Below are 17,131 nucleotides of genomic sequence, written 5' to 3'. Positions count from 1 at the left end.
GATTTCGATGTCGCCATCCATGGCGCGACCGCCACGGCTCCGGATCGCCCGGCCCGGCCATCCCTGGCCGGGCGTGTCACCGGACTGCGCGCAATGCGCGAATACGGCGCGGCACGGATTTCGATGTCGCCATCCATGGCGCGACCGCCACGGCTCCGGATCGCCCGGCCCGGCCATCCCTGGCCGGGCGTGTAGCCGGACTGCGCGCAGTGCGCGCAAAGCGTCCGGCTACACCCACCAGTACCGGATCAAGTGGAAGAACACCGGCGCGGCGAAACACACCGAATCCAGGCGATCGAGCATCCCTCCATGCCCCTCGATCATGTGCCCCCAATCCTTGATCCCCCGATCGCGCTTGATCGCCGACATCACCAGGCCGCCGTAGAAGCCCATCAGATTGATCACCAGCGCCAACGCCGCCGCCTGCCAGGGCGTGAACGGCGTGATCCACCACAGCGCCGCGCCCAACGCCGTCGCCGACGCCACCCCGCCGACGAAACCCTCCACCGTCTTGGACGGCGACAGCTTGGGCGCGATCAGGCGCCGCCCGCACAACTTGCCCCATACGTACTGCAGCACGTCCGAGGACTGCACCACGATTACCAGGAACGCGATCAACAGCAGATTGCGCCCCTCGTAGCCGGGAATGTCCAGATTCAACAGCGCCGGCACGTGCGAGATGCAGAACACGCAGATCATCAGGCCCCACTGCACCTTGGCCGCGCGTTCCAGATAGTGCGTGGTGTCGCCGCCGACCGTGGACAGGATCGGCAGCAGCAGAAAGGCGTAGACCGGGATCAGCAGCGTGTACAGCCCGTACCAGTCGGTGTAGACCAGCCAGTACTGCAGCGGCAGGGCCACGTAGAACGCCACCGCCAGCGCGTAGTAATCGCTGCGCCGGGTCGGCGTCAGGGTGATGAACTCGCGCAGCGCGAACAGCGACACCAGCGCGAACAACACGATCACGCCGACCCGTCCGATCAGGAAGGACGCCCCGACCACCGCCGCCATCACCCACCAGGCGCGGATGCGCGCGGTCAGGTTGGCGATCACCGGACTGGGCCGCCCGCGCGTGCGCCAGCGCAGGAACTCCGCGATCGTCGTGGCCAGCAGCAGCACGCCGGCCACGCCCAGGAACAGCAGCACCGAATGCGGCAACACTTTCAGGCGCTCGATCAGGGTCGCGAGGTTCGCGCTCATGCGCCGCCCTCCGATCCGCGCGCGCCCGTGCCGTCGCCGGACAGGGCCAGCAGCGCCTCGCGTGCGCGCGCCAGGAACGCCGGCTTGTCCTCGTCGCTGTGCAGGCGCAGCGGCTCGCCGAAAGTCGCGGTGCACAGCAGCGGCAGCGGCAGCAGCTTGCCCTTGGGCATCACCCGCGCCAGGTTGTCGATCCACACCGGTACGAACTCCAATTCCGGCCGCAGCCGGGCCAGGTGGAACAGACCGCTCTTGAACGGCAACAGGCCGTCGCCCTGATTGCGCGTGCCCTCGGGGAACAGGATCAGCGAGGCGCCGCCGTCGACCGCATCGCACAGGGTCTGCATGGCCTCGTGACGGCGCTGGTCTGGATCTCCGCAGTCCTGCGGCTTGGGCTCGCGGTCCACCAGTACACCGTTGAACACTTCCCGGATCAGATAGCGGCGCAAGGCGTCGCGCTGCCAATAGTCCGCGCCCGCGACCGGCCGGGTTTCGTCGCGCAGGGCGCGCGGCAGCGCCGACCAGATCATCACGAAATCGCCGTGGCTGACATGGTTGCCGTAATAGACCCGGCGATCGCCCAGGGGCGGACAGCGCCACAACGCGCGCGCGCCGGTCAGGGCGCGGATCGCGAAACTGAAACCGTCGGCGATCCAACCGCTAAGCATGCGCTCGTCCCCCGGATCGCAACGCCGGCAACGAGCGCGCGGCGTCGACCTGCAACGCAACCCGACCGTTGTCGGAGGCCTTGGCTTCTTCGCCACGGTTCAACGGCTGCACCGCAAGCCACCACGCCACCGCCAGCAACAGCAGCTGCGCGGCCAAGGAGAGCGCCTGGCGCAGCAGCAAGCGGCGCGCGCCGCCTATGCGCTCGGACCAGTCGCGGCCGCCGCGTTCGGGCGGCACCAGATTCAGCGCCTGCATACTGGCATCCAGGGTCGCCGCCGCATCCGCCAGATCGCGCTCGCGCGCCGCCCACATCAGCAGGCCGGCATCGAAATCGACCCGGGTCGCGTAGTAGAACTGCAGCAAGCCCGCCATGATGCTTCCGCCCAGGATGTAGCCGGCGCCGCGCATCGTGCCGTAGCCGAAAGCGGCGAACAGCAGCCACAGCCCGGTCAGGGCCAACAGCCCCAACGAGAACGAGTTCAAGCGCCGGCCTTGCCGCAACAGCAGCGCCATCGCGTGCAGGTCGAAGGACGTGGTCATAGGGCGGGCGCTCCTAGCGAGGCCGTAGGGGTGATCGCAGCAGCATAGGCATCTTCCAGCGCGCGTCTATGCGCCTCGCCCAGGACCACCGCCGGCCGCGCGGCGCGCACGCGTGCGATCGCGGCCTCGACGGTATCGGCGCGGCCGCTGTCCAGCAACCAGGCCGCGGCCGCCGCGGCGCTGCGCGAATAGCCCAGGGCGCAGCACACCAGCACCGCGCCGGCCGCGCGCGCGGTTTCGATGTCGCGCGCGACCGCACGCAGGGCCTGCGGCTCCGGCGCGACCAGGTCCAGCATCGGCCGCACCGCCGCCAGCCGCAGCGCCGGCGGCGCCGACAGCTCGGCGCAGACGTCGACCGCGGCGGCGTAGCGCGCGGCCTCGGCGCGACCGGGCATGCGCCCCAGCCAGACGCCGTCGGCGACCTCGACCGGCTGCGGCGCGCGCCGCGTCCACAGCCGCGAGTTGATCCACGCACCCCACAGATAGGGCGCATACAGCCAGCGCGCGGCTGCGCTGAGACGGCCGTCGGCGCGTTTCTGGAAACCGTCGGCACCCAGCAGCGCGTAGTTCAGCGCCACCAGCAGCAGCGAAGTCGCCGGCCACAGCAGCCACCAGGCCGCGCCGCGCAGGGCCCAGGCCAGCGCCATGCACAGCGCCGCGCCGGCCAGATACCACGCCGCCAGCCGCCAACGCGCCGGATCGCGCGCCCAGGCCGCGGCGCGCCAGGGCGAACGGACGCCTTCAGGCCACAGCCACACGCACAGCCAGCCCGCGAGCAGCCCGGTCGGTACGTCGACGAAATGGTGCTGGTAGGTGGTCAGCACCGACACCCCGATCAGGCCGAACCACAGGTGCAGCAGCCAGCGCCAAACGCCGCCCAGGTGCTGGGCGAAGCGCACCCACAGCACGATCAACAGCACGATATGCAGCGACGGCGCCTGATTGAAGGGTTTGTCGAAACCCAGCAGCACGTCGAACATCCAGCCGAACGCGCCGTCGGTCGGCGGCCGCACGAAGCTGAAGGTCAGCGGGAACGCCAGGAAGCAGGCGATCGCGATGGCCTGCGCGGTCAGCAGGCGCAGGGCCTGGTTGTCGAGTTCGCGGCGGTCGCGGCAGACGAACAGCGAAATGCCGTAGAACAGGTCGATCGACCAGTACGGCACGATGGTCCAGGCCCAGAACGGGATCGCCCGCTCCCAGCCGAACACGATGCTGGGCACGCCCACGCGCTGCGCCGCGACCGAATTCGCATAGCCGTAGCTGAGGAAGAACAACGGCCCCAGCAACGCCAGCCACAACAGCGCGCGCAGCCACGGCCTGCGGCCGCCTACCTCGCTCATGCGTCGACCCGCTGCGCCAGCGACACGGTGAAGATGCCCCAGCGGTCGATGCGCTGATCGAGCTTGCGGAAGCCGGCCGCGCGCACCAGTTCGTCCATCTCGGCCTGCGAGCGCCGCCGCATCACCCAGGCCTCGCCGCCGCGGTGGCTGGTCAAGGCGCGTGCGATGAACTCCAGCTGCGGATGCCAGGGCTGGCCGGTGTAGACCAGGTAGCCGCCCGGCGCGACCGCGTCGGCCAGGCCGGCCAGCGAACGCCGCACCAGGGCGTTGTCGGGGAACAGTTCGTACAGGCCGGACACGATCGCCAGGGTCGGACGCGGCGCGAGCGCGGCCAGCGCGGCGCGGTCGAAGGCGTCGCCCTGCTCGAACGTGGCCACGCCGCCGGCGCCGAGCTCGGCGATCAGCGCGCGCCCCCGGCGCACGTTGAGCTCGCTGTAGTCGCGCAGGCGGATCGAGTCGGCGCCGCCGGCCAGGGCTTCCAGCACATAGCGGCCATGGCCGGCGGCGATATCGACCACGTCCACCGGCGCGCCGGCCGCGCGCAAGCGCCGCATCGCCTCGCCCAGCAGCTCGTGCAGATGGCTGCGGCGCACGCGGATGCCGCGCCAGCCGATCGCGTTGAGGTAGTTGCGGTCGACCATGCGTCCCAGCGGCCCCGCGCCCAGCGCCTGGTCGCGGTACACGTAGTCCAGGCTGCTGCCGGAATCGAAGCCGGTGTCCAGGCCGGTGCGGATGCCTTCCGATAGGGTGCCGCCGAAGCGCAGGCTGGCGCGCACGAAGCGCCAGCGCAGATCCTGCAGCGAATTGCGTTGCGGCGGCCAGGCCAGGCGCTCGGCCTCCTCGAAGCTGTCGCCGTGGCGGTGCGCGTCCAGCAGCGAGGCGTGCTGCAGGGGCTCTTCGAAGCGCGCGCGCAGGAAATCGCGGATCTTGGCCAGCGCCGGCGCGCGCTCCTTCTCGCCCAGGGTGTCGTGGTAGAAGCCGGGCAGGAAATGGCGCTGCTTGATGCTCGATCCCAGGCGCTCGTAGAAACGGTCCTGCGGCGCGCGATGGACCACGAAGTCCGAGCCCGAAACCAGCAGCTGCACCGGCGCCCGGATCGCCTGCGCATCGGCGACGATGCGCTCGGCGGCCTCGTACAGGCCCAGCAGCACGCGCACGGAGATCGGCCGCGCGATCAGCGGATCGCTGCGGTAGCTGGCGACGCGCTCGGGGTCGTGGCTCAGCCATTGCGGCTGCACATAGCTGTTGACGAAGAAATTGCCGCGCAGCTTCTGCATCAGCGCCAGGCCGGTGCGCGCGAACGGCACGTACAGCTTGACCTTGAACGCCGGCGAGGCCAGCACCAGCGCGCGCAGGCGCGGCGCGTAGTCGTGGGCCCAGGTCGCGGCCACCACCGCGCCCACGCTCTGCGCGATCACGGCGGTGTCCTCCACCGCGATCCCGTGCGTGTCGCCGATATGGGCGACGAAGCGGTCCAGGTCGCGCACCAGCGCCTCGAAGCCGGGCGCGTCGCCGCGTTCGCCCGGCGAGCGGCCGTTGCCGCGCGCATCCCAGGCGAAGAAATCGCAATCGTCCAGGCCCAGCTCGTCGACCAGGTGCATGACCCGGCCGGAATGCTCGTGACCGCGATGCAGCAGCACCACCGCGCGCCGCGGGCCCTCGCCGCGCGCCGGCCAATGACGGTAGTACAGCTGGGCGCCGTCGAAGCTGGCGTAGTGGCGTTCCTGGTGTTCCCTCATTCGCGACTCCCTTGCGTTGCGGCGTCGGCGGGCGCCGCGCCGTGGCGCACGCCGGCGGAGATCCGCCGCAGCACCGTCCACACACACAACAATGCGGCCAGGATCGCGACCAGTTCGGTCGCGCGCGCGCCGGCCCAACCCAGCGCCAGCGCCAGGCCCAGCGCGCCGACCACGAAGGCGCGGTCGCTCTTGCCCATCGGGCCGTCGTAGCGGCGCGGCGCGCCGACCATCGGCCCCAGGATTCCGGCGAATTCGGTCAGCGCCGCCAGCCCCGCGAACAGCAGCAGGGTCCAGGGCGCGACCCCGGGCACCGCCAGCAGGGACAGGTACAGCGCGCTGTCGGAGACCACGTCGCACAGCTCGTTGAGGTAGGCGCCCAGGCGCGACTGCTGGCCGTGTTCGCGCGCCAGCATGCCGTCGATCGCGTTCAGGGCCATGCGCAGGAACATCCACAGCGGCAGGGCCGCGAATACCCAGGGCTGCGCGCCGCCGCACAGCGCGACCCAGGCCGCCACCGCCAGCGACCCCAGCGCCGCCAGCGAGGTGACCTGGTTGGCGGTGACGCCAGCGGCGAACAGCGCGCGCACCAGCGGCCGCAACAGCGCCTGGAAGCGCCCCTTCAATGCGTAGATCGATGCCATTCCCTGAGCGTTCCCCATGCCCCGATCGGGCGGTCGCGGACCAGCTTAGCGGTTGCGGGCCGCGATGACGGAGGATCCAGGCGGCAACGCATCGGGTAGCGCAATCCTGGCCGGCGGGGCTAGGTCCGCGCTCCTCTTGCCGTCGTCGCAAGCCTCCGCGCCCGCGCCGACCGGGTTTGCCGGCGCCGAAAAACGCGGCTGTGCCGGTCCGAAAGGGCCGGGTCGCCGGCCCCGCGCGGCTATAATTCCCGCGCCCCTCCGCTGCCCGACTCCCCGCATGACCTCCGATCGCCTGCCCGTCCGCCGGGCGCTGCTCTCTGTTTCCGACAAGAGCGGCCTGCTCGACCTCGCCCGTGCCCTGTCCGCCCATGGCGTCGAACTGCTGTCCACCGGCGGCACCGCCAAGGCGATCCGCGACGCCGGCCTGGCCGTGCGCGACGTCTCCGACGTCACCGGTTTCCCGGAAATGATGGACGGCCGGGTCAAGACCCTGCACCCGATCGTGCACGGTGGCCTGCTCGGCCGCGCCGGCATCGACGACGCGGTGATGGCCGAGCACGGCATCGGCGCGATCGACCTGCTGGTGCTGAACTTGTATCCGTTCGAGCAGGTCTCGGCCAAGGCCGACAGCTCGTTCGAGGACATCGTCGAGAACATCGACATCGGCGGCCCGGCCATGCTGCGCTCGGCGGCCAAGAACTTCGCCCGCGTCGCGGTCGCCACCGACCCGGCCCAGTACGCCGGCCTGATCGAGGAACTGCAGGCCAATGCCGGCACGCTGTCGGCGCAGACCCGTTTCGCCCTGTCGGTGGCCGCGTTCAACCGCGTTGCCCAGTACGACGCCTGCATCGCCAACTACCTGTCCTCGCTGGACGCCGACGGCGCCCGCAGCCAGCAGTTCCCGGCCCAGCAGCACAGCAACTTCGTCAAGGTCATGGACCTGCGCTACGGCGAGAACCCGCACCAGCAGGGCGCGTTCTACCGCGACCTGTACCCGGTGCCGGGCACCCTGGCCACCTTCAGCCAGTTGCAGGGCAAGGAGCTGAGCTACAACAACCTCGCCGACGCCGACGCGGCCTGGGAATGCGTGCGCCAGTTCGAGCGCCCGGCCTGCGTGATCGTCAAGCACGCCAACCCCTGCGGCGTGGCCGAGGGCGTGGCCTGCGGCGACGCCTACGAGCTGGCCTACGCCACCGACCCCACTTCGGCCTTCGGCGGCATCATCGCCTTCAACACCCGCCTGGACGCCGCCACCGCCAAGGCCATCCTCGACCGCCAGTTCGTCGAGGTGCTGATCGCGCCGGACTACGACGAGGCCGCGCTGGCCTATTGCGCCAAGAAGGCCAACGTGCGCGTGCTGCGCATCCCGCACGGCGACGGCCGCAACAACATGGACGTCAAGCGCGTCGGCTCGGGCCTGCTGATGCAGACCAGCGACATCCGCGAAGTCGGCCGCGACGAGCTCAAGGTGGTGACCCAGCGCGCCCCCGATCAGGCCGAACTGGCCGACCTGCTGTTCGCCTGGCGCGTGGCCAAGTACGTCAAGTCCAACGCCATCGTCTACGCCCGCGACCATCGCAGCATCGGCATCGGCGCCGGCCAGATGAGCCGCGTGGTCTCGGCCAAGATCGCCGCGCTCAAGGCCGAGGAAGCCGGCCTGGTGGTGCCGGGTTCGGTGATGGCTTCCGACGCCTTCTTCCCCTTCCGCGACGGCATCGACGCCGCCGCCGCCGCCGGCGTGCGCGCGGTGATCCAGCCCGGCGGCTCGATGCGCGACGGCGAAGTGATCGCCGCCGCCGACGAGCACGGCCTGGCGATGGTGTTCACCGGCGTGCGCCACTTCCGCCACTGAGCATGGACGTCGGCGCGCCGAGCATCCGCGACGAACGCGCCGGCGACATCGGCGCGATCCGCGCCGTGGTCGCGGCCGCGTTCGCCGGGCATCCGCACAGCCGGCAGACCGAACACCACATCGTCGACGCCCTGCGCGCCGCCGATGCCCTGAGCCTGTCGCTGGTGGCCGAACGCGACGGCGAGGTGCTCGGGCACGTCGCGTTCTCGCCGGTCGCCATCGGCGACGGCAGCCCGGGCTGGTACGGCCTGGGCCCGGTCGCGGTGGCGCCGGCGCAGCAGCGCCACGGCATCGGCCGCGCCCTGATCGAAGCCGGACTGGCGCGGCTGCGTGCGCTCGACGCCGCCGGCTGCGTGGTCGCCGGCGATCCGGCCTACTACGCGCGCTTCGGCTTCGCCGCGAACGCGGACCTGCGCTACCCGGGCCTGCCGCCGGAATACTTCATGGCCCTGCCCCTGGCCGGCGCGAGCGCGCGCGGCGAGGTGGCCTATCACGCCGCCTTCGACCTGGCCTGAGCGCGGCCCCGCGCCCGCGCTCATCGCCCGCTACGGCCGGCTCGCGTAAAATTCGCGGTTCGCGCCGCCATCCACCCATCAGGAGTTCGCATGAAAGTCCTCGTTATCGGTTCCGGCGGACGCGAACACGCGCTGGCGTGGAAACTGGCCCAGTCGCCGCGCGTGAGCGAGGTGCTGGTCGCCCCGGGCAATGCCGGCACCGCCACCGAGGACGGCTGCCGCAACGTCGCGGTCTCCGCCACCGACATCGACGGCCTGCTGGCCCTGGTCGCGGCCGAGGGCGTGGCGGTGACCGTGGTCGGCCCCGAGGCGCCGCTGGTGGCGGGCGTGGTCGACCGCTTCCGCGCCGCCGGCCTGCGCATCTTCGGGCCCAGCGCGGCCGCGGCCCAGCTCGAAGGCAGCAAGGCCTACGCCAAGGACTTCCTGGCCCGCCACAAGATCCCGACCGCGCACTACGCCGTGCATACCCACGTCGAGGAAGCGTTGGAGTACGTGCGCGAAAAGGGCGCCCCCATCGTCATCAAGGCCGACGGCCTGGCCGCCGGCAAGGGCGTGATCGTCGCCATGAGCCTGGCCGAGGCCGAGGCCGCGATCACCGACATGCTGGCCGACTACGCCTTCGGCGCGGCCGGCGCGCGCGTGGTGATCGAGGAATTCCTCGATGGCGAGGAGGCCAGTTTCATCTCCATGGTCGACGGCCGCACCGCCCTGCCGATGGCGACCTCGCAGGACCACAAGCGCGTCCACGACGGCGACACCGGCCCCAACACCGGCGGCATGGGCGCCTACTCGCCGGCACCGGTGGTCACCCCCGAAGTGCACGCGCGGGTGATGCGCGAAGTGGTCGAGCCGACCGTGCGCGGCATGATCGCCGACGGCATCCCCTTCACCGGTTTCCTCTACGCCGGGCTGATGATCGACAAGACCGGCGCACCCAAGGTGATCGAGTTCAACGTGCGCTTCGGCGACCCGGAAACCCAGCCGGTGATGATGCGCCTGCAGTCCGACCTGCTGGACCTGGTGGAGGCCGCGATCGACGGCCGCCTGCACGAGACCCAGGCGCAGTGGGACCCGCGCCCCTCGCTGGGCGTGGTGATGGCCGCCGAGCACTACCCCAACACCCCGCGCACCGGCGATCCGATCAGCACCTGGGACGTGCCCATGCCCGAGGACAGCAAGGTCTTCCACGCCGGCACCCAACTGGTCGACGGCCAGGTCGTGACCGCGGGCGGCCGCGTGCTGTGCGTATGCGCGCTGGGCGCGAGCGTGGCCGAAGCCCAGCACCGCGCCTACGAAGCGGTGGCCGGCATCTCCTGGCACGGCGAATTCCACCGCCACGACATCGGCTGGCGCGCGATCGAACGCGAGCGGCAAGCCGCGCAGTCCTAGTCCCGGTTCGCCCAACGCAAAAACAAAACGGCCGGAAGCTACGCGCTCCCGGCCGTTCTTCTTCGCTCAATTCCGTAGCGACGCACCCGCTCTCTGTGGGAGCGGCGTAAGCCGCGATCGCGCCAACACCAACGCCGGCGCAAACGCGACAACTAGTGCGCCGCCCCAGCCGCCTCCTCAGGCGCAGGCTGCAAGGACACGGCGACTTCCTCCAACTCCGCGATCTCCTTTTCCAGCGCGTCGTACAACTCGCCCTGACGCACCATCAGGTCCTCGATGTGCGCGGCCAGCTTCAGCTTCGACAGCTCGCCGTCGAACAGCAGCCACTGCGCGGTCAGCTGCTCCACATAGGTCTTGGAGTAATGGCGCATTTCCTTGAGCTGGTTCAGCGCCGTATTCACATGGTCCAGCGGCGTCTTGGTATCGGCGGACATGGCGGGCTCCTCTTCGCAAGGGTTCGGTCCAGGGTAGCTAGGCGAAGCTGGCTGGATGCGAAATGCCCCCCGTCCCGCACACGCGGTCTTCACTCGGCGCGCAAACCCGATGGAACCAGCCCGCGGCGCCAGGGCCGGCGCGGGCGAAGGCTAGGCCGGCGCCATCCCCGGGCTAGTTTTCCGCTACCTCGCCCGAGCCGCTACACCCTGTCGCGGACGTTTTGCTAGGCTCCTCCGGCGAACCCTTCGCACGAGCCGCACATCGACGTGCGGACCTGACCGGACCCGCAGGCCGCATGGCGCACAACCAGTTCGAGCTGCTCAAGCAACGGCGGTTCCTGCCGTTCTTCCTGACCCAGGCGCTGGGTGCGTTCAACGACAACGTCTACCGGCAAGCCATCATCGGCCTGCTCGGCTACCTGAGCGTGGACGCCGCCGACAAGACCCTCTACACCAATCTGGCGCCGGCGATCTTCATCCTGCCGTACTTCCTGTTCTCGGCCACCGCCGGCCAGATCGCCGAGAAGCTGGAGAAGTCGCGCCTGATCCGGATCACGACCACGATGGAAATCGTGATCATGTCGCTGGCGGCGATCGGCTTCCTGACCCATAACCTGCCGGTGCTGCTGGCCGCGCTGTTCTGCACCGGCCTGCAGTCGACCCTGTTCGGTCCGGTCAAGTATTCGATCCTGCCCTCGGTGCTCAAACCCGAGGAGCTCACCGGCGGCAACGGCCTGGTCGAGATGGGCACCTCGATCTCGATCCTGATCGGCATGATCTTCGGCGGCGTGATCTTCAAGATCGCCGGCGACCACGGCCCCATGGTCGCGGCGATCGCGATCGTGGTGCTGGCCGTGACCGGCAACCTGGTCAGCCGCGCGATCCCGCGCGCGGAAGCCGGCGCGCCCGAGCTCAAGATCAACTGGAACCCGCTGCCGGAGTCGCTGGCGATCCTGCGCCTGGCACGCAAGCAGGTCGCGGTGCGCAACTCGATCCTGGGCGTGTCCTGGTTCTGGTTCGTCGGCACCGTGCTGACCAGCAACATCCCGAACTACACCGAGCTCAACCTCGGCCTGGGCGATTGGTACGTATTCCCGCTGGCGCTGTTCTCGATCGGCACCGGCGTGGGCTCGATGCTGTGCGAGAAGCTGTCCGCGCGCACGGTCGAGATCGGTCTGGTGCCGCTGGGCGCGTTCGGCATGAGTGCGTTCCTGTTCGACCTCTACTTCGCCCGTACCGGCCTGGCGCCGATCGTCGGCATGGACATCGCCGCCTTCATGCAACAGCCGGGCAGTTGGCGGATCGTGATCGATCTGGTCGGCATCGGCCTGTTCACCGGTTTCTTCGTGGTGCCGCTGTTCGCCCTGATCCAGAGCCGCACCCCCAAGCACGAACTGTCGCGCGTGATCGCCGGCATGAACATCCAGAACGCGGCCTTCATCGTCCTGGCCGCGGCGCTGGGCGTGGCGCTGCAACGCTTCCTGGAGTGGACCATCCCGCAGCTGTTCCTGGCCCTGGCGATCGCCAACGTGCTGGTCGCGATCTGGATCTTCACCCTGGTGCCCGAGTTCCTGATGCGCTTCATGAGCTGGGTGCTGGTGCGCGCGCTGTACCGGCTGCGGGTGAAGGACATCGAGCACATCCCCGACGAAGGCGCGGCGCTGGTGGTGTGCAACCACGTCAGCTACATGGACGCCCTGATCCTCAGCGCCAGCATTCCGCGCCCGGTGCGCTTCGTCATGTATTACAAGATCTTCAACATCCCGGTGATGAGCTGGATCTTCCGCACCGCCAAGGCCATTCCGATCGCCGGCGCGCGCGAAAACCCCGAGATCATGCGGCGCGCGTTCGAGGAGATCGAAGCCGCGCTCGCCGACGGCCAGATCGTCGGCATCTTCCCCGAGGGCGCCCTGACCAAGGACGGCGAGATCGCCAAGTTCAAGTCCGGCGTCGAACACATCCTGGCCAAGCAGCCGGTGCCGGTGATCCCGATGGCGCTGCGCGGCATGTGGACCAGCATGTGGAGCCATCGCGATTCGCGCATGGCGCGCATGCGCGTGCCGCGGCGCTTCCGCGCCCAGGTCGAGGTGGTCGCCGCCGCGCCGATGGACGGCGCCGCCGCCGACGCCGAGGGCCTGGAGGCGCAGGTGCGCGCGCTGCGCGGCGACGCGGCCTGAAACGTGGCCTGAAACGCGGCCTGAAAAAACCCGCTAAAGCCCGTTCAGGACTGACAGCCGTCGCGGCCCGCTGCTAGGATGGGCAAGGGGGCGCCGGCTCGTGCCGGCGATCACACTACACAACAAGGATAGGGGATACCCATGTACGAGCCGTCTCAGGCCGCGCCTGCGCAGCCGATTCAAAACTACCTGGCCTGGTCGATCAGCATGACCGTGCTCGGCTTCTGCCTGTGCTGCATCATCGGCTGCGCGCCGGGCATCGTCGGCATCGTCTACGGCTCGCAGGTCAACAGCAAGTCCAACGCGGGCGATCTGGAAGGCGCGCGCAAGGCCTCCGAGAACGCCAAGATCTGGTGCTGGGTCGCGACCGCGGTGGTCGCCCTGGGCCTGTTGCTCAACATCGGCAGCTTCATGATGGGCGGCACCGCCCAGTACATGGAAATGATGCAGCAGATCCAGAACGCGCAGTGATATGAGCGCGTTGCGCCAGCCCCGACTGTGGCACGCGACGGCTGCGGCCGCCGCGCTCGCGGCGGCCGGGGCCGGCGTCTGGCTGTTGCGGCGCGTCGATCCGAACGCGCCCGACAGTCCGCTACCGGGCTGTCTGTTCTTCCATTTCACCGGGCTGTACTGCCCGGGCTGCGGCAGCACCCGCGCCATGCACGGCCTGGTCCACGGCGACCTCGGCCAGGCGCTGGCGATGAACCCGCTGCTGTTCGTGGTGATCCCGGCATTGCCGCTGCTGATCGCGCACGGCATGGGCTATCGCCTGCCCCTGCCCAAGCGTGCGATCGACGTGCTGCTCAGCGCCAAGTTCTGGCTGACGCTGATCTTCGGCTACTGGATCGCGCGCAATCTGCCCTGGTGGCCGTTCAGCTGGCTCGCGCCGGGCTGAGCCGCACCGTCCGTCTCGCCGCCGGGAACGCGGCGCACCATTCCATCCCTAGAAGAACCGCATGAACGCACCTTACGGCGAATACGTTCCCAACCACCTGGTCTGGGCGATCCTGTCCACCCTGTTCTGTTGCCTACCCCTGGGCGTGGTTTCGATCGTGTACGCCGCCCAGGTCGACGGCAAACGCGCCGCGGGCGACATCGCCGGCGCGCGCGCGGCCTCGCGCAGCGCCATCAACTGGGCGATCGCATCGGTGGTCGCGCTGCCGGTGGCGGTGGTGCTGTGGTTCGTGTGCTTCGGCGGGCTCGCCGTGCTCGGCGCCGCGCTCGGCGGGCATTGAGGCCGCTGGATCGGGCGATCAGCTGACGAAGCCGGCGATCACGAACAAGGCCAGCACCGCCAGCCATACCAGCAGGCTGCGCCAGACCAGGCTCATCGCATCGCGCAGCTCGGGCAGTTCCGAGCCGGTCAGCGCGGCCGCGCCGCTGCCGTTGTCTTCGGCGTAGTCGGCGGCCTCCTCGGCCAGCTCGGTCTTCACGCTCGCGCGCGCGACCGCGCCCAGGAAGCGGTTGTCCAGGCTCAGCGAGGCGCCGCCGGATTCGCGCCAGGCGCCCAGCACGGTGTCGAAGTTGCCGACCAGGGCCATGGCCAGGGTCAGCAGCTGGGCCACCGGCCATTCCAGGATCGCCAACAGGGTGCGCGCGCCCGCGGCGGTTTCGCCGGGCAGTTCCTGCGCGGCTTCGCCCTCGGCCGCCAGCTCGGTCAGGCGGTACAGCACCGCGCCGAACGCGCCCAGCAGCAGGAACCAGAACAGCACGCCGAACCAGCGCCGCAGGGCGTTACGGAACACCGCCTCGACCAGCGAACCGCCGTCCAGGGACGGCGTCGCGCCTTCCGGCCACAGCCGCGAGGCGGCCTCGCGGCGCCCAGCCGCGTCCGGCGCGGCGACGATCGCGTCCACGTCCAGGTCCAGGTCGCGCGGCCCCCAGGCGTAGAACAGGGCGGCGATGCCGAACACCAGCCCGGCCAGGCCGTACAGCGGCTCGTCCAGGGCGAGTTGGAACAGGCCCACCGCCAGCAGCGGCGGCACCAGCGCCAGGGCGATGCCCCAGCGGCCGCGCCAGATGCTGTCCTCGGGGAAACGCGTGCCCAGCCAGCGCAGCCAGTCCGCGTACCAGCCGTAATGCCGCACCGAGGCCGCCAGCGACTGCGCGAGGTGGCCGAGCACGAGCGCGACGACGGCGGCGATCAGCGTTTCTGACATTGCGTCCCGGCTCCCGGCGTGGCCAATCCGATGAATGTGTCCGATGAAGGCGTCATGGCCGACTCCGGCCATCCGGCCGGACGTTCCGCGACGCTCGTCAGCCGATTCTACCGTGGCTCAACGCGCAGTACCTGCCTCGACGGCCGCCAGCCATTGATCGATCAGCCAGCGCGAGATCGAAATGCTGGGCGACAGCAGCGGGCCTTGGTCGTCCTCGCTGGGCGGGCGCTCACCGCGGGCTTGGGCCTCGCGGACTTCCTGGGCGCTGAACCAGCGCGCCTCTTCCAGTTCGTCGCCGACCTGCGGCTCGTCCGGGCCGGCCTCGGCGAAGAAACCCAGCATCAGCGCGCCCGGGAACGGCCACGGCTGCGAGCCCAGGTAGCGGCAGCGCAGCACGCGCACGCCGGCCTCTTCCAGCACCTCGCGCGCGACGGTCTGCTCCAGCGATTCGCCGGGCTCGACGAAACCGGCCAGCACCGAATAGCGCCGCGCCGGCCAGCCGGCCTGGCGGCCCAGCAGCAGGCGCTGGCCGTCGCTGACGGCCACGATCACGGCCGGATCGGTGCGCGGATAGTGTTCGGCATCGCATTGCGTGCAGCGGCCTTGCCAGCCGCCGCGCGAGAATCCGACCTCGCCGCCGCAGACGCCGCAATGGCGGTTGCGCGAGCGCCAATGCTGCAGCGCGCGCGCCTGCGCGAACACGCTGGCGTGCAGCGCCGGCCAATGCGCGGCGGCATTGCGCAGATCGACCCGGCGCGGCGCCTCGAACGCGGTCAGCGCCGATTCCAGCGCGAACCAGCCGCCGCCGTCCGGCGCCAGGCCCAGGAACACGGCCGCGCCGACGCCGCCGGGACCGGAACTGAGTTCGGCGCCGCTGGGGGCGAGCAACTGGCCGTCGTCGTCGGCCATTGCCTGGCCGGATTCGTCGAGCAGGATCACGCGCGCCCGCGACCACAGCGCGGTCAGCGCCTCGGGCTGGTCGCGCAGATGATCGGCACGGTCCAGCGCCGCACGCACGGCGGCATCGCTGCCGGCTTCGACGAAGGCGTAGGGCGCGCGCGCCGTCGGGTTGTCGCCGGCCTCGCTCACACCGCGAACGAGGAGCCGCAACCGCAGGTGGTCTTGGCGTTCGGATTGCGGATCACGAACTGCGCGCCGTGCAGGCTTTCGGTGTAATCGACCACGGCGCCCATCAGGTACTGCAGGCTGAGCGGATCGACCAGCAGGGTGACGCCGTCGGTCTGCACGGCCAGGTCGTCCTCGCCCTGCTGCTCGTCGAACTCGAAGCCGTACTGGAAGCCCGAACAGCCGCCGCCCTGGATGTAGACGCGCAGCTTGAGCGCGGCATTGCCCTCTTCCGCGATCAGCTCGCGGACCTTGGTCGCGGCCGCGGCGGTGAAATCCAGCGGCCGCTCCAGCGAGTGGTAGTCGGGCGCCGTGGGCAGGGCAGTGATCGTTTCCATCCTCTCAGGATGGGGCGCGAAGGCGCCGCATTCAAGCTCGCGGATCGAACGCTGCGGTCGATCGTTGGGATATCGCGGCGCGGCGGGCCTCGATTCGAGGGCCTGAGGCGCCTGGCGCAGCGGCAATTCCGTCGAAGCCCTCGAATCGTCGTTCCCGCTCTCGCGGGACTGACGAGCAAGAGCATCGAGGCCTGGGGCTGCGGAAGTACGCAGTGCCCCCCTACTCCGCCGCGGTCGCCCCATTGCCCTCGCGCGTCGCCTCGGCCCAGGTGAACGACTGCTCCACCGCCGCGCCGCTCTGCGGGGCCAGGCGCACGGTCACCCGCACCGGGGTCACGCCCGCGGGCAGGAACAGGTCGCCCTCGATCTGCTGGAAATACTTGAACGAGTAGGCCAGCCCGGGCGCATTGGGCTGCTGGCGCAGATCGTCCCAGCTCAGCTTCTGCAGCTTGCCGCCGCGGCTGCCTTCCAGGGCCACGGTCAGGCGGCCGGCGCTGACCGCGCCGCGGTTGAGGTTCTGGGTCAGGGTGCCGGTGAAATGCCAGGCCCCGCCGTTTTGCGGCTGCACCCGCAGCGCGTGCACGGCCAGGCCGCGGCGCTGCGCGGTGGAACCGACCAGGCGTTCGTAGAAGGCGACGTCGGCGCGCAGGCCGGCGATTTCCTCGTCGCGCTCCGACAGGGTGCCCTGCAGGTCGCGATTGGCTTCGCGGCTGATCTGATCGGAGCGGCTGAGCGTGGTCACGCGCTGGCGCAATTGCTCGAGTTCGGCCTGCTCGACGCGCGCGTCGCGGACCTCATCCGGGCCGACCGCGGGGGGCGGCGGCGGCGGCGACCAGGCCCGCCACAGGCCCCAGCCGCCGAACGCGAGCGCGGCGGCCAGCGCCACCGCGGCGGCGTAGCGCCAGTGGCTGGGCGCGTTCTGGGGACTGCGCGGTTCGGATTCGGCCATGCCCCATTAATAGGGCGCGGCGCGGGCCGGCGCAATCTCCCGTCAGTCGGCCAGAGCGTGCGCGGTC

19 protein-coding genes are annotated in these 17,131 nt (G+C 70.4%); 8 read left to right on the top strand and 11 right to left on the bottom strand.

Annotated elements, in window-relative coordinates; translation table 11 throughout:
* Positions 1-195: hypothetical protein (locus tag V1318_RS17175; protein WP_332940954.1), on the top strand; the 195-nt coding region annotated here is incomplete at its 5' end.
* Between the two features lie 33 nt (positions 196-228).
* Here V1318_RS17175 and V1318_RS17170 read toward each other — a convergent pair.
* From V1318_RS17170 to V1318_RS17145, 6 genes are read right to left on the bottom strand one after another with little or no spacing between them, the layout of a single operon-like run.
* Positions 229-1,200, bottom strand: a complete 972-nt coding sequence (locus V1318_RS17170) for a phosphatidate cytidylyltransferase (RefSeq protein ID WP_332940953.1) — start codon at positions 1,198-1,200, stop codon at positions 229-231.
* Positions 1,197-1,865, bottom strand: coding sequence for a lysophospholipid acyltransferase family protein (locus V1318_RS17165; RefSeq protein WP_332940952.1), 669 nt, complete (start codon positions 1,863-1,865; stop codon positions 1,197-1,199). Before V1318_RS17165 ends, V1318_RS17170 begins: the two co-directional genes overlap by 4 nt.
* The gene (locus tag V1318_RS17160; RefSeq protein ID WP_332940951.1) at positions 1,858-2,406 is read right to left on the bottom strand and encodes a hypothetical protein; all 549 of its coding nucleotides are present in this window, start codon (positions 2,404-2,406) and stop codon (positions 1,858-1,860) included. Before V1318_RS17160 ends, V1318_RS17165 begins: the two co-directional genes overlap by 8 nt.
* A complete protein-coding gene (locus V1318_RS17155; protein ID WP_332940949.1) occupies positions 2,403-3,746 on the bottom strand; it encodes a phosphatase PAP2/dual specificity phosphatase family protein in 1,344 nt (447 codons plus the stop codon). Before V1318_RS17155 ends, V1318_RS17160 begins: the two co-directional genes overlap by 4 nt.
* Complete coding sequence (locus V1318_RS17150; protein ID WP_332940948.1) at positions 3,743-5,485, bottom strand: bifunctional alpha/beta hydrolase/class I SAM-dependent methyltransferase; 1,743 nt, start codon at positions 5,483-5,485, stop codon at positions 3,743-3,745. Before V1318_RS17150 ends, V1318_RS17155 begins: the two co-directional genes overlap by 4 nt.
* Positions 5,482-6,126, bottom strand: coding sequence for a CDP-alcohol phosphatidyltransferase family protein (locus V1318_RS17145; RefSeq protein WP_332940947.1), 645 nt, complete (start codon positions 6,124-6,126; stop codon positions 5,482-5,484). The genes V1318_RS17150 and V1318_RS17145 overlap by 4 nt, the downstream gene beginning before the upstream one ends.
* Positions 6,127-6,403: 277 nt before the next feature.
* Here V1318_RS17145 and purH point away from each other — a divergent pair, with 277 nt between their 5' ends.
* The 3 genes from purH to purD all read left to right on the top strand — a co-directional run bounded on the left by purH (position 6,404) and on the right by purD (position 9,882).
* Positions 6,404-7,978: a bifunctional phosphoribosylaminoimidazolecarboxamide formyltransferase/IMP cyclohydrolase gene (gene purH, locus V1318_RS17140; RefSeq protein WP_332940946.1), complete on the top strand. Its 1,575-nt coding sequence runs from the start codon at positions 6,404-6,406 to the stop codon at positions 7,976-7,978.
* Between the two features lie 2 nt (positions 7,979-7,980).
* Positions 7,981-8,493, top strand: a complete 513-nt coding sequence (locus V1318_RS17135) for an N-acetyltransferase (protein WP_332940945.1) — start codon at positions 7,981-7,983, stop codon at positions 8,491-8,493.
* A gap of 90 nt (positions 8,494-8,583) precedes the next feature.
* Positions 8,584-9,882 (top strand): phosphoribosylamine--glycine ligase, encoded by a 1,299-nt coding sequence (purD, locus tag V1318_RS17130; RefSeq protein ID WP_332940944.1) that lies wholly within the window; start codon positions 8,584-8,586, stop codon positions 9,880-9,882.
* Between the two features lie 152 nt (positions 9,883-10,034).
* Here purD and V1318_RS17125 read toward each other — a convergent pair whose 3' ends face one another.
* The gene (locus V1318_RS17125) at positions 10,035-10,316 is read right to left on the bottom strand and encodes a hypothetical protein (protein ID WP_332940943.1); all 282 of its coding nucleotides are present in this window, start codon (positions 10,314-10,316) and stop codon (positions 10,035-10,037) included.
* 296 nt (positions 10,317-10,612) lie between these two features.
* Here V1318_RS17125 and V1318_RS17120 point away from each other — a divergent pair, with 296 nt between their 5' ends.
* The 4 genes from V1318_RS17120 (at position 10,613) to V1318_RS17105 (ending at position 13,728) form a co-directional block, all read left to right on the top strand.
* On the top strand, positions 10,613-12,493 hold the full coding sequence (locus V1318_RS17120; RefSeq protein WP_332940942.1) for an MFS transporter: 1,881 nt from the start codon (positions 10,613-10,615) through the stop codon (positions 12,491-12,493).
* 141 nt (positions 12,494-12,634) lie between these two features.
* Positions 12,635-12,964, top strand: a complete 330-nt coding sequence (locus V1318_RS17115; protein WP_332940941.1) for a CD225/dispanin family protein — start codon at positions 12,635-12,637, stop codon at positions 12,962-12,964.
* A gap of 1 nt (position 12,965) precedes the next feature.
* On the top strand, positions 12,966-13,388 hold the full coding sequence (locus tag V1318_RS17110; protein WP_332940940.1) for a DUF2752 domain-containing protein: 423 nt from the start codon (positions 12,966-12,968) through the stop codon (positions 13,386-13,388).
* A 61-nt stretch (positions 13,389-13,449) separates the two neighbouring features.
* Complete coding sequence (locus V1318_RS17105) at positions 13,450-13,728, top strand: CD225/dispanin family protein (RefSeq protein ID WP_332940939.1); 279 nt, start codon at positions 13,450-13,452, stop codon at positions 13,726-13,728.
* An 18-nt stretch (positions 13,729-13,746) separates the two neighbouring features.
* Here the strand turns inward: V1318_RS17105 and V1318_RS17100 are convergent, their stop codons facing one another.
* The 4 genes from V1318_RS17100 to V1318_RS17085 all read right to left on the bottom strand — a co-directional run bounded on the left by V1318_RS17100 (position 13,747) and on the right by V1318_RS17085 (position 17,064).
* Positions 13,747-14,652, bottom strand: a complete 906-nt coding sequence (locus tag V1318_RS17100; protein WP_332940938.1) for a hypothetical protein — start codon at positions 14,650-14,652, stop codon at positions 13,747-13,749.
* A gap of 117 nt (positions 14,653-14,769) precedes the next feature.
* Entirely contained in the window at positions 14,770-15,669 is a 900-nt protein-coding gene (gene nudC / locus V1318_RS17095) for an NAD(+) diphosphatase (RefSeq protein ID WP_332940958.1), read from the bottom strand.
* A 68-nt stretch (positions 15,670-15,737) separates the two neighbouring features.
* Complete coding sequence (erpA, locus tag V1318_RS17090; RefSeq protein WP_332940937.1) at positions 15,738-16,115, bottom strand: iron-sulfur cluster insertion protein ErpA; 378 nt, start codon at positions 16,113-16,115, stop codon at positions 15,738-15,740.
* 220 nt (positions 16,116-16,335) lie between these two features.
* The gene (locus V1318_RS17085) at positions 16,336-17,064 is read right to left on the bottom strand and encodes a DUF6776 family protein (protein WP_332940936.1); all 729 of its coding nucleotides are present in this window, start codon (positions 17,062-17,064) and stop codon (positions 16,336-16,338) included.
* Between the last annotated feature and the right edge of the window lie 67 nt (positions 17,065-17,131).

It is taken from the genome of Lysobacter sp. CCNWLW3, from assembly GCF_036697405.1.
Taxonomy (GTDB): Bacteria; Pseudomonadota; Gammaproteobacteria; order Xanthomonadales; family Xanthomonadaceae; genus Lysobacter.
The sequence above is the reverse complement of the archived record's forward strand: the minus strand, read 5'-3'. Positions and strand labels throughout refer to the sequence as shown.